Origin of the sequence: Streptomyces lomondensis (assembly GCF_014651035.1) — a bacterium.
In the GTDB taxonomy this organism is placed as follows: Bacteria; Actinomycetota; Actinomycetes; order Streptomycetales; family Streptomycetaceae; genus Streptomyces; species Streptomyces lomondensis.
The window spans coordinates 1-12,443 of the sequence record NZ_BMWC01000012.1 but is presented as its reverse complement, the minus strand read 5'-3'; the positions used below and the strand labels follow the sequence as shown (position 1 = coordinate 12,443).

Sequence of the window (12,443 nt, the reverse complement as noted above, 5' to 3'; positions counted from 1 at the left end):
TTCACAGCACGACACGGTGGAGTGACCTCGTGGAGAGTCGTCGCGGCCCGCTCAAGAGTGCGGTACCGTCCAACATCGTGAGCCCTGTACGTCGCTGTTCGCGCACCGCCTGCGGCCGTCCCGCCGTCGCGACGCTGACGTACGTCTACGCCGACTCGACCGCGGTCCTCGGCCCGCTCGCCACCTACGCCGAACCCCACTGCTACGACCTGTGCGCCGAGCATTCCGAGCGCCTCACCGCCCCGCGCGGCTGGGAGGTCGTCCGGCTCCTCGACGGCTCGGCCCCGGCGCGCCCCAGCGGCGACGACCTGGAAGCGCTTGCGAACGCCGTGCGCGAGGCGGCCCGCCCCCAGGAGCGGGCGGCCGGGGCCGGCGGCGGCGGTCGTGCGGCCGACCCGATGGAGGTCGCGCGGCGCGGGCACCTGCGGGTCCTGCGGTCGCCCGACAACTGACGGCGCCCCCTCGGTATCTCCACACGCGCCCCCATTGACGGGCGCTTGGCGCGGACATGACCATTCCGTTCTGAGGTTGCGAGAAATCGCTTTCGCATGGCGGAAACCGGGGAGGCGCCCGTGTACGTCCAGGAACTTGAACCCGTCGCCGGCTCGCTCGGCCTGTCCGCCCTGGTGGCCGCCCTGCCCCTGGTGATCGTCCTGGTCCTGCTCGGCGGCGTCCGCATGAAGGCGCACCTGGCGGGCCTGACCGGCCTCCTCGCCGCCGTTCTGGTCGCCTGGCTCGCGTACGGCATGCCCCTGGACCAGACGCTCTCCAGCGCCGCCCAGGGCGCCGCCTTCGGCCTCTTCCCCATCCTGTGGATCGTCGTCAACGCCCTGTGGGTGTACCGGATGACCGTCCGCACCCGGCACTTCGACATCCTGCGCCGGTCCTTCGGGCGGCTCTCCGACGACCCGCGCATCCAGGCACTCGTCATCGCCTTCTGCTTCGGGGCGCTGCTGGAGGCGCTCGCCGGCTTCGGGGCGCCGGTCGCGATCAGCGCGGTCATGCTGGTCGCCCTCGGCTTCGAGCCGGTGCGCGCCGCCGTCGTCGCCCTGGTCGCCAACACCGCGCCCGTGGCCTTCGGCGCCATGGGCACACCGGTCGTCACCCTCGCCCAGGTCACCGGGCTGCCGCTGGACTCCGTGGCGTCCGTGGTGGGCCGTCAGACGCCGCTGCTGGCCCTCGTGGTGCCCCTGGTGCTCGTCTGGCTCGTGGACGGCCGGCGCGGGCTGCGCGAGACCTGGGTGCCCGCCCTGGCGTGCGGAGTCGCCTTCGCCGTCGCCCAGTTCGCCGCGTCCAACTACGTCTCCGCCCAACTCGCCGACATCGGCGCCGCCCTGGCGGGCGCGGGCGCCCTGGTCGCCGTCCCGCACGCGCGCGTGCCCGCCGCCGAGTCCGTACGCGCCTCCGTGCTGACCGGTGCCCGCAGCGAAGAACTGGACCAGGAGGATCCGCCCCGCGAGGTCCTGCGCGCCTATGCTCCCTACGCGCTGATCGTCGCGATCTTCTCCGTCGCGCAGATCCCGGCCGTCAAGGACTGGCTCGCCCGGGCCACCCAGACCTACGACTGGCCCTTCCTGAACGTGGCCGGTCCCGACGGCGAACCGGTCGGCGGCAACGTGTTCACCTGGCCGCTCGTGTCGACCGGCGGCACGCTCGTCCTGCTCGCCGGGATCGGCACGGCCGCCGTCATCGGCGTGCACGCGCGCGTGGCGGTGAAGGAATGGCTCGCGACCGTGCACGAACTGCGCTTCGCCATCCTGACGGTGACGTCCGTCCTGGCCCTCGCCTACGTCATGAACCTCTCCGGGCAGGCGGCGACGATCGGCCACTGCGTGGCGGCGGCCGGAGCCGGGCTCGCCTTCCTGTCACCCGTCCTCGGCTGGTTCGGCGTCGCCGTGACCGGCTCGGACACCTCGGCCAACGCCCTCTTCGGCGCCCTCCAGGTGACCGCCGCCCGCGAGTCGGGACTCTCGCCCGACCTGCTGGCCGCCGCCAACAGCTCCGGCGGCGTCCTCGGCAAGATGATCTCCCCGCAGAACCTCACCATCGCCTGCGCGGCCGTCGGACTGGCGGGCCGCGAGGGTGACTTGCTGCGCAAGGTACTGCCGTGGAGCCTGGGCCTGCTGCTGGTGATGTGCCTGATCGTCGTCGGCCAGAGCACCCCCGTCCTGGGCTGGATGCTGCCCTGACCTGAGGTGCCGTCCCGGGGCCCGCTCGACGTCCGCACGGCGCGCTGTCAGCGGGCGGGGGTAGTTTGTGCTGACCGACAGTACTTTTCAGGAAGGTTGGCCGTGGCTGCTGATCTGTCGCAGGTCGTGAAGGCGTACGACGTACGCGGGGTCGTCCCCGACCAGTGGGACGAGTCCCTGGCCGAGCTCTTCGGGGCGGCCTTCGTACAGGTCACGGGCGCGAGCGCCATTGCCACCGGGCACGACATGCGGCCCTCCTCGCCGGGCCTGTCGCGGGCCTTCGCGCGCGGGGCCGCCGCGCAGGGCGCCGACGTCACCGAGATCGGCCTCTGCTCGACGGACCAGCTGTACTACGCCTCCGGCGCGCTGAACCTGCCGGGCGCCATGTTCACCGCCTCCCACAACCCGGCGCAGTACAACGGCATCAAGATGTGCCGCATGGGCGCCGCCCCGGTCGGCCAGGACACCGGACTCGCGGAGATCCGCGAACTGGTCGAGCGCTGGAGCGAGTCGGGCGCCCCGAAGCCGTCGGCGACCAAGGGAACGATCACCGCCCGCGACACGTTGTCGGACTACGCGGCCCACCTGCGCTCGCTGGTCGACCTGACCTCCATCCGCCCCCTGAAGGTCGTCGTCGACGCGGGCAACGGCATGGGCGGCCACACGGTCCCCGAGGTCTTCGCCGGCCTGCCCCTGACGCTGGTCCCGATGTACTTCGAGCTCGACGGCACCTTCCCCAACCACGAGGCCAACCCCCTCGACCCGGCCAACCTCGTCGACCTGCAGCAGCGGGTCCGCGAGGAGGGCGCCGACCTGGGCCTCGCCTTCGACGGCGACGCCGACCGCTGCTTCGTCGTCGACGAGCGCGGCGAGCCGGTCTCCCCGTCGGCGATCACCGCCCTGGTCGCCGCCCGCGAACTGGCCCGGCACGGCGGCAAGGGCACGATCATCCACAACCTGATCACGTCCTGGTCGGTCCCCGAGGTCGTCGAGGAGCACGGCGGCACCCCGGTCCGCACCCGCGTGGGCCACTCCTTCATCAAGGCCGAGATGGCCCGCACCGGCGCGATCTTCGGCGGCGAGCACTCCGCCCACTACTACTTCCGCGACTTCTGGAACGCCGACACGGGCATGCTGGCCGCCCTGCACGTCCTGGCCGCCCTGGGCGGCCAGCACACCCCCCTGTCCTCCCTCGTCTCCGAGTACGACCGCTACACCGGCTCCGGAGAGATCAACTCCACGGTCACCGACCAGGCGGCCAGCCTCGCCGCGATCCGCTCCGCCTACGAGGGCCGCGAGGACATCACCCTCGACGACCTCGACGGCCTCACGGTCACCTCCACCGACTGGTGGTTCAACGTCCGCCCGTCCAACACGGAGCCGCTGCTGCGCCTGAACGCGGAAGCGAGGGACGCGGAGACGATGGCACGCGTGCGGGACGAGGTGCTGGGGATCATCAGGGGCTGAGGCCCCGCGCCCACCGGCGGTAACCTGACCAGGCACAACCCAAGCGCCCGCACCTCGAAGGAACCCTCATGCCCCTCGAATCCGGCCTCCTCGAGATCCTCGCCTGCCCGGCCTGCCACGCCCCCCTCAAGGAGCAGGACACCGAGCTGATCTGCACCGACGGCCAGTGCGGCCTGGCCTACCCGGTGCGCGACGGCATCCCCGTCCTCCTCGTCGACGAGGCCCGCCGCCCCGCGTAGCCGGCACCCGCGCCACCCGGGCGCACATACCTCCCGGGCCCAACGGGCACCGACGTAGCACGACATCCGCACAACGGACCCCGGCCACCGGAGGCTGCCGCTCATGCTCGACGAAACGCTGCTCGACTCCCCGGAGGGCCTCGCCGAGGCCGACCACCGCGGCCTGCTCCGCGGCGCCGCGGAAGCCGGCGCCCGCGTTCGCACCGCCGCCCGCCACTCCGCCGAGGCGGGCGTCGACGACCTCAAGCCCGACGGCCGCCCCCGCGCCGTCCTCATCGCCGGCCCGGGCGCCGCCGCCACCCACACCGCCGACCTCCTCGGCACCCTCGCCGGCGCCGGCAGCCCGGTCACCCGCCTCGCCCCCACCGGCGTCGCCCCTGCCGCGGGCGCCCTGCGCTGGGAACTGCCCGGCTGGGTCGGCTCGGTCGACCTCCTCCTGATCGCCACTCCGGACGGCACCGAACCGGGCCTGTCCCTCCTCGCCGAGCAGGCCTACCGCCGAGGCTGCACGGTCGTCGCCGTGGCGCCCGGCCGCTCCCCGCTCGCCGACGCCGTAGGCGGCTCGCACGGCCTGTTCGTCCCCATGGCGACCGCCCCCTACGACCAGGACGAGCCCCTCGCCGCGTCCGCACCCGGCGTCCTGTGGGCCCTGCTCACCCCGCTCCTCGCGCTCCTGGACCGTACGGGAGTGCTCGCCGCCCCGCCGGACGCCCTCGGCAGGGTCGCCGACCGCCTCGACCGCATCGCCGAACGCTGCGGCCCCGCCATCGCCACGTACAGCAACCCCGCCAAGACCCTGGCCGCCGAACTCGCCGACGCGCTGCCGATCGTCTGGACCGAGGGCACCTCGGCCGGCCCGGCGGGCCGCCGTTTCGCCGCCGCCCTCGCCGAACTGTCCGGCACCCCCGCGGTCGTCGCCGAACTCCCCGAGGCCCTCGCCGCCCACAGCGCCCTGCTCGCCGGCCCGCTGGCCGCCAGCGCCGACCCCGAAGACTTCTTCCGCGACCGCGTCGAGGAGCCCCCCGCCCTGCACGCACGCGTGGTGCTGCTCCGCGACCGCCCCATCGGCGGCCTCACCGCCGCCCCCGGCGCCCGCGACCTCGCTCTCAGCCATGACACGCCGATCAGCGAACTGGAACCGGAGCCGGGCGGCGAACTGGAAACCCTCGCGGAACTGATCGCCATCACAGATTTCGCCGCGGTTTACCTGGCGCTTGCTTCGAGGGCCTGATCATGCCCGGGACACCCTGACGCGCCGCCCGCCCGAACACGCAGAGAGAACCCCATGGACCGCCTCGACAACACCATCCGCCCCTACGCCTGGGGTTCCCCGACCGCCATCCCGCACCTGCTCGGCGTCGAGCCGACCGGCGAACCGCAGGCGGAGATGTGGATGGGCGCCCACCCGGGCGCACCCTCGCGCACCGACCGGGGCACGCTCGTCGAGGTCATCGACGCCGACCCCGAGAAGGAACTGGGCCCGGCCGCCGTCGCCAGGTTCGGCCCCCGCCTGCCCTTCCTCCTCAAGATCCTCGCCGCCGGCGCCCCGCTCTCCCTCCAGGTCCACCCCGACCTGGAGCAGGCCAAGGAGGGCTACGCGGACGAGGAGCGCCGCGGCATCCCCGTGGACGCCCCGCACCGCAACTACAAGGACGCCAACCACAAGCCCGAACTGATCTGCGCGCTCACCGAGTTCGACGGCCTGTGCGGCTTCCGCGACCCGCTCCAGGCCGCCGGCCTGCTGGACGACCTCGGCGTCGCCTCCCTCAAGCCGTACGTCGACCTGCTGCACGCCCACCCCGAGGACGCCGCTCTGCGCGAGGTCCTCACGGCGATCCTCACCGCCGACCCCGAGGAGATGTCCCGCACGGTCGCGGAGGCCGCGACCGCCTGCACCCGCCTCGGCGGCGCCTACGCCCCCTACGCCGACATCGCCCACCACTACCCGGGCGACCCCGGCGTCATCGCCGCGATGCTGCTGAACCACGTCCGGCTCCAGCCCGGCGAGGCCCTCTACCTCGGCGCCGGCGTCCCGCACGCCTACCTGAACGGCCTCGGCGTCGAGATCATGGCCAACTCCGACAACGTCCTGCGCTGCGGCCTGACCCCCAAGCACGTCGACGTCCCCGAACTCCTGCGCATCGTCCGCTTCCAGCCCAGCGACCCCGGCGTCCTGCGCCCCGAGGCCTCCCCGGACGGCGAGGAGGTCTACGAGACCCCCATCGACGAGTTCCGCCTCTCCCGCTACGTCCTCCCCGAGGCGGGCACCGCCCACGACCTCACCCGCCCGACCCCGCAGATCCTGCTCTGCACGGCCGGCACGGTCCGCGCGGGCGAGCACGACCTGACCCCCGGCCGGTCCGTCTTCGTCCCCGCCGGCGAAAAGGCCGAAGTGTCCGGAACCGGCACGCTCTTCCGGGCCACCGTCGTCGCCTGACCGTTTCGACGACCCCTGTGCTGGTGACCTGAAACACCGCAGCCGCAGCGGGCTGCAACAATGGCCCACCGTCAAGCACGGGCAAAGCCACGGGCGCCGCACGAAGGCGGCGTCCGGGCCCTGGAACGGCGTACGAAGGGACAACGCGAACATATGAGCGCGTCAGGCGGCACCAAGGCGATCGTGGCGGCACTGGTCGCCAACCTCGCGATCGCGGTAGCGAAGTTCGTGGCGTTCATCTTCAGCAACTCGTCGTCGATGCTCGCCGAGTCCGTCCACTCGCTCGCCGACTCCGGCAACCAGGCGCTGCTGCTCCTCGGCGGCAAGAAGGCGAAGCGTGAGGCCACCCCACAGCACCCCTTCGGCTACGGCCGCGAGCGCTACATCTACGCCTTCCTCGTCTCCATCGTCCTCTTCTCGGTCGGCGGCATGTTCGCCCTCTACGAGGGCTACGAGAAGATCAAGCACCCGCATGAGCTGACGCACTGGTACTGGCCGGTCGGCGTCCTGGTCTTCGCGATCATCGCCGAGACGTTCTCCTTCCGCACGGCCATCAAGGAGTCCAACCTCCTGCGCGGCCGCCGCTCCTGGAAGGAGTTCGTCCGCCACGCCAAGGCCCCCGAGCTCCCGGTCGTCCTCCTGGAGGACCTCGGCGCCCTCGTCGGCCTGATCCTCGCCCTCGGCGGCGTCAGCCTCGCCCTGCTCACCGGCGACGCCGTCTGGGACGGCATCGGCACCCTCTGCATCGGCGTCCTGCTCATCCTGATCGCCCTGGTCCTCGCCGCCGAGACCAAGTCGCTGCTGCTCGGCGAGTCCGCCGGCGCCGAGGAGACCCAGAAGATCGAGGCTGCCGTCGTCGACGGCGACACGGTCACCCGCATCATCCACATGCGCACGCTCCACCTCGGCCCCGAGGAACTCCTCGTCGCCGCCAAGATCGCCGTCCGCCACGAGGACACGGCCACCGAGATCGCCGCCGCCATCGACGCAGCCGAGGGCCGCATCCGCGAGGCCGTCCCCATCGCCCGCGTCATCTACCTCGAACCGGACATCTACAGCGAGGCCGAGGCGGCCAAGGGCGCCGACCCCGAGGCCTCCCCCGGAGGCCCGGTCCCCACGGACCACTGACCCCTCCAGCACCCACGGGGCCCGCCGAACCACTCGGCGGGCCCCGTCGCCTTACCCGAACCCGTCACATGATCGGCTGGATGTGTTCGCGGGCGGACTGGGGTTCGCGCCCGCCCCCGGTGTAGCTTGGGACGGAGCCAGACGTCGCTGCTGATGGCGGTCGGGCGGTCCCACTGCGGACCGGCCGAGGGAGAGAGGGCCTCCGACGGACTGCGCTGCGCGTACGCGGGCATGCCTGTGTCCTCCTTCGGGCACCCCTGTGTCCGCCGCCGCGCAGACCAGCCGTACCCACCTCGACCCAACCCCGAGGAGCAGCTCGCATGACGACTGTCGAGAACCGACAGGACTTCAAGGTCGCCGACCTCTCCCTGGCCGAGTTCGGCCGCAAGGAGATCACCCTCGCCGAGCACGAGATGCCGGGCCTGATGGCGATCCGCAAGGAGTACGCCGAGGCACAGCCCCTCGCCGGCGCCCGCGTCACCGGCTCCCTGCACATGACCGTGCAGACCGCCGTCCTCATCGAGACCCTCGTCGCCCTCGGCGCGCAGGTCCGCTGGGCCTCCTGCAACATCTTCTCCACCCAGGACCACGCCGCTGCGGCCATCGCCGTCGGCCCCAACGGCACGCCCGACAACCCGCAGGGCGTCCCGGTCTTCGCCTGGAAGGGCGAGACCCTGGAGGAGTACTGGTGGTGCACGGAGCAGGCCCTGACCTGGCCGGACAGCCCCACCGGCGGCCCCAACATGATCCTCGACGACGGCGGTGACGCCACCCTCCTCGTCCACAAGGGCGTCGAGTACGAGAAGGACGGCAAGGTCCCCTCGCCCGACACCGCCGAGTCCGACGAGCACCGCGTCATCCTCGAACTGCTGACCCGCACCCTGGGCGAGAACCCCCAGAAGTGGACCCAGCTGTCCTCGGAGATCCGCGGCGTCACCGAGGAGACCACGACCGGCGTCCACCGCCTGTACGAGATGCAGCGCGACGGCACCCTCCTGTTCCCGGCGATCAACGTCAACGACGCCGTCACCAAGTCGAAGTTCGACAACAAGTACGGCTGCCGCCACTCGCTCATCGACGGCATCAACCGCGCCACCGACGTCCTCATCGGCGGCAAGACCGCGGTCGTCTGCGGCTACGGCGACGTGGGCAAGGGCTGCGCGGAGTCCCTGCGCGGACAGGGCGCCCGCGTGATCGTCACCGAGATCGACCCCATCTGCGCGCTCCAGGCCGCGATGGACGGCTACCAGGTCACGACCCTCGACGAGGTCGTCGACAAGGCCGACATCTTCATCACCACGACCGGCAACAAGGACATCATCATGGCCTCGGACATGGCCAAGATGAAGCACCAGGCCATCGTCGGCAACATCGGCCACTTCGACAACGAGATCGACATGGCCGGCCTCGCCAAGATCCCCGGCATCGTCAAGGACGAGGTCAAGCCGCAGGTCCACACCTGGACCTTCCCCGACGGCAAGGTGATCATCGTCCTGTCCGAGGGCCGCCTGCTGAACCTGGGCAACGCCACCGGCCACCCGTCGTTCGTGATGTCCAACTCCTTCGCGGACCAGACCCTGGCCCAGATCGAGCTGTTCACCAAGCCCGACGAGTACCCGACCGGCGTCTACGTGCTGCCCAAGCACCTCGACGAGAAGGTCGCCCGCCTCCACCTCGACGCGCTCGGCGTGAAGCTGACCACGCTCCGCCCCGAGCAGGCCGAGTACATCGGCGTGAAGGTCGAGGGCCCGTACAAGCCGGACCACTACCGCTACTGAGCCGAGCAGTACCGTCTGCCGGTCAGTTCGCGCCGGTCAGAGTTCCGAGGCAGGCCCCCGCACCCCCGTGCCGGGGGCCTGCCCCGTTCGACCGGCCGGCGACCGGCCCAGCCCGTCAGGACCCAGGACCCCCATGCCCCGCGGCCGCTATTCGCTCCACGATCCGCACGATCACACCCCCCTCGCAGACGAACACTTCCAGTGCGCCGTCGGCCCCTCCGGCTGGCGCTACGTCTCCCAGCTGACCACCCCCTCGGGCGATCACCACGGCTCCGTCGACCTCACCCTCGACGAACTCGGCCGCCCCATCCGCCTCGAACTCCACGCCGCCGCCTGGCAGGTCCGCGGCGCCGCCCTCGACGGCGTCACCTGGGTCCGCACCGACCCCACCGGAACCGACGCCACCGAAGGCAATGTGCGCGCCCACGCCTTCACCGGCACCTCCCCGGCGTTCCTCGTCGCCACCGCCCGTCTCCTGCGCCTCACCCCCTCCTCAGCCGCCACCCGCGTACGCCTCGTCGCCTTCACGGACCCGGTCCTCGCCCCGCGCACCGTGGACCAGTCGTGGGCCTTGCTGAAAAGAGAAGCACACGCCACTGACAGTGGCCCTCTGGCCGTGGACGAATACCAGGTCACAGCCTTGGACACGGGCGAGCAGCACGCCGTGCACATCGCCGGCGACGTGGTGCTCGCGGCCCCCGGCATCGAGCTCGAGGACCTGGAATCACCGCCGTCGGTCTTCACCTGAGCAGGGAGCCCCGCTCTCCCCTACGCCGGCGGCACGAATCCGGTACGGGGCCGCTCGTCCACCGCCGGTACCTCCGGTGACTCCGAGGGCCGGCCCCCGCCGCCGGGCGGCTCGGACACCGGCCCAGGCGGCACAACCCGCGGCTCAGGAGCAGTCGTGACGACGCCCGCAGCCGGAACCCCGTCCGTGGCCGACGCCGGAGCCGCCTTGCCCGGACCGCTCCCGAAAGCCCGCCGAGCCTCCCGCGCCTGCCGCTCCTGCACGACCGCCGCCAGATACGCCGCCGCCGGAACCCCCTGCGGCACCGGAGCCCCCGTACGCTCCGCGAGATCCGACGCCAGCCGCTGCGCCATGGACCAGCCCACCTGCGGGTCCAGCTGCTGCATGCGCGTCAGGTACTGACGAACGGCGAGCCACAACCCGTCGGGCACAGCGGACAGATCGAGCCCCGAGAACCGCCCCGCCAGCCAGGGCGGAGGAGGCGGCACAAAACCGGTCCGCGCGACCGGAATCCGCTCCCGCACGACGAGCGTCCCCGCGAACACATCCCCCAGCCGCCGCCCACGCGCCGACACGAACGAGGCGATACAGGCGACGACCCCGAAGGTCATGAGGATCTCGATCACCCCGATCAAGCCCCTCACCAGCGCATGCCGGAAGCGGATCGGACCACCGTCGTCCCGCACCACACGCAGCCCGCACGCCATCTTCCCGAGCGAGCGCCCGTGGCTCAGCGTCTCCACCGCGATCGGCGCACCCACCAGCACGAGAACGAACGTCGCGATCGACAGCGCCGTCTGCGCCGCCTCGTCCAGCGAGGCCGTCGACACCACCAGCGCGACGGTCACCGCGACATAGACCGCCATCGCCGCCACAAGATCGAGCAGCACGGCCAGCGCCCTGCTGGGCAACCTCGCGGGGCGCAGCTCCAACGCCACAGCCTCGCCCGTCACCAGCTCACTCACGCCCGCCGTCCTTCCCCTGCTCTGCCCCCGACAGCCCCAGTCTGCCAAGCTGAGGGCGCATCGCACCGTAGTACGACAAGCTGATCCACGACGAGCCGCCGACGAACAGCCGAGGAGCAGGCACACCGATGGACCTCGACGTCTTCGTCTCCGCCCACCGAGCGGAGTGGGACCGCCTCGAAGCCCTGCTCCGGCGCCAGCGCCGCCTCAGCGGCGCCGAAGCCGACGAACTCGTCACCCTCTACCAGCGTGCCGCCACGCACCTCTCCCTGATCCAGTCCAGCGCTCCCGACCCCCAGCTGACCGGCCGGCTCAGCCAGCTCGTGGCACGCGCGCGTAGTGCCGTGACAGGAACCCGACGCGCCTCCTGGCGCGACGTCACCCGCTTCCTCGCCCACGGTTTCCCCGCCGCCGTCTACAAGTCCCGCCACTGGTGGGTACCCACCGCACTCCTGTCCACGGCCGTCGCGGCCCTCCTGGGCTGGTGGATCGGCACCCACCCGGAAGTACAGGCCTCCATCGCGGCCCCCAGTGAACTGCGCGAGCTCACCCGCCCCGGCGGCCAGTACGAGACGTACTACTCCAGCCACCCGGCGGCCAGCTTCGCCGCCCAGGTCTGGACGAACAACGCCTGGGCCGCCGCCCTGTGCCTGATCCTCGGGGTCTTCCTGGGACTCCCGGTCATCTGGATCCTCTTCCAGAACATGCTCAACCTCGGCATCGGCTTCGGCCTGATGTCCTCGGCCGGCCGCCTCGACACGTTCCTCGGCCTGGTCCTCCCGCACGGTCTGCTGGAACTGACCGCGGTCTTCGTGGCCGCCGGCACCGGCCTGCGCCTCGGCTGGACTCTCATCGACCCGGGCCCCCGCACGCGACGCACGGCTCTCGCGGAAGAGGGCCGAGCCGCCATCGGCATGGCCATAGGTCTCGCCCTGGTCCTCTTCGTCTCCGGCGCCATCGAAGGCTTCGTCACCCCGTCCGGCCTCCCCACCTGGGCACGCATCACCATCGGGGTCGTCGCCGAACTGGCCTTCCTCGCCTACGTCTATGTCCTGGGCGGTCGTGCGGCCCGCGCGGGCGAGACCGGTGACGTCGAGGCGGCGGAACGCAGCGCGACCGTCCCCACAGCAGCCTGATCGTCCCGACGACCACCGGATGTGCGACCACCTCCGTTCAGCTGCTAGTCTCCTCTTCGCCCCACAGGAGCCGTTGACACGGCAAGTGCGGGGAGGTAGATTCGAACAGTTGCCTGGAGATGGGCTCTAGCCCCAGACCGGCGACGGTGAGCATCTGTCGGCTTCACGAAACGTTGATTTCATTGAAGCCCCCTCCCGATGAATCGGAAATGAGTGGCCGGTCAGTCCGGTCCGAAACCTCTGATAAAGTCGGAACCGCCGGAAAGGGAAACGCGGAAGCGGAAACCTGGAAAGCATCGAGGAAATCGGATCGAGAAAAGATCTGATAGAGTCGGAAACGCAAGACCGAAGGGAAG

Annotated in this window: 12 protein-coding genes; 10 read left to right on the top strand and 2 right to left on the bottom strand. The window is 71.5% G+C overall.

The window, feature by feature from the left end; genetic code table 11:
• Positions 1–29 precede the first annotated feature (29 nt).
• The 9 genes from IE255_RS31540 (at position 30) to IE255_RS31500 (ending at position 9,986) form a co-directional block, all read left to right on the top strand.
• Positions 30–452 (top strand): DUF3499 domain-containing protein, encoded by a 423-nt coding sequence (locus IE255_RS31540; RefSeq protein WP_189726709.1) that lies wholly within the window; start codon positions 30–32, stop codon positions 450–452.
• Positions 453–572: 120 nt separating this feature from the next.
• Positions 573–2,189, top strand: coding sequence for an L-lactate permease (locus IE255_RS31535; RefSeq protein ID WP_190054002.1), 1,617 nt, complete (start codon positions 573–575; stop codon positions 2,187–2,189).
• 102 nt (positions 2,190–2,291) lie between these two features.
• On the top strand, positions 2,292–3,656 hold the full coding sequence (locus tag IE255_RS31530) for a phosphomannomutase/phosphoglucomutase (RefSeq protein ID WP_190053814.1): 1,365 nt from the start codon (positions 2,292–2,294) through the stop codon (positions 3,654–3,656).
• A gap of 68 nt (positions 3,657–3,724) precedes the next feature.
• Positions 3,725–3,895 (top strand): Trm112 family protein, encoded by a 171-nt coding sequence (locus IE255_RS31525; protein WP_190053813.1) that lies wholly within the window; start codon positions 3,725–3,727, stop codon positions 3,893–3,895.
• Positions 3,896–3,998: 103 nt separating this feature from the next.
• A complete protein-coding gene (locus IE255_RS31520) occupies positions 3,999–5,126 on the top strand; it encodes an SIS domain-containing protein (protein WP_190053812.1) in 1,128 nt (375 codons plus the stop codon).
• A 54-nt stretch (positions 5,127–5,180) separates the two neighbouring features.
• Positions 5,181–6,332: a mannose-6-phosphate isomerase, class I gene (gene manA, locus IE255_RS31515; protein WP_190053811.1), complete on the top strand. Its 1,152-nt coding sequence runs from the start codon at positions 5,181–5,183 to the stop codon at positions 6,330–6,332.
• A gap of 153 nt (positions 6,333–6,485) precedes the next feature.
• Positions 6,486–7,460: a cation diffusion facilitator family transporter gene (locus IE255_RS31510; RefSeq protein ID WP_190053810.1), complete on the top strand. Its 975-nt coding sequence runs from the start codon at positions 6,486–6,488 to the stop codon at positions 7,458–7,460.
• Positions 7,461–7,780: 320 nt separating this feature from the next.
• Complete coding sequence (gene ahcY, locus IE255_RS31505) at positions 7,781–9,238, top strand: adenosylhomocysteinase (protein ID WP_190053809.1); 1,458 nt, start codon at positions 7,781–7,783, stop codon at positions 9,236–9,238.
• 133 nt (positions 9,239–9,371) lie between these two features.
• Complete coding sequence (locus IE255_RS31500; protein WP_190053808.1) at positions 9,372–9,986, top strand: hypothetical protein; 615 nt, start codon at positions 9,372–9,374, stop codon at positions 9,984–9,986.
• 20 nt (positions 9,987–10,006) lie between these two features.
• On the opposite strand, the gene IE255_RS31495 is transcribed toward IE255_RS31500, so the two are convergent.
• A complete protein-coding gene (locus IE255_RS31495; RefSeq protein WP_190053807.1) occupies positions 10,007–10,951 on the bottom strand; it encodes an RDD family protein in 945 nt (314 codons plus the stop codon).
• Positions 10,952–11,079: 128 nt separating this feature from the next.
• Between IE255_RS31495 and IE255_RS31490 the strand changes: the two genes are divergently transcribed.
• Entirely contained in the window at positions 11,080–12,087 is a 1,008-nt protein-coding gene (locus tag IE255_RS31490) for a stage II sporulation protein M (protein ID WP_190053806.1), read from the top strand.
• Between the two features lie 163 nt (positions 12,088–12,250).
• On the opposite strand, the gene IE255_RS39520 is transcribed toward IE255_RS31490, so the two are convergent.
• Positions 12,251–12,443: hypothetical protein (locus tag IE255_RS39520; protein ID WP_229906674.1), on the bottom strand; the 193-nt coding region annotated here is incomplete at its 5' end.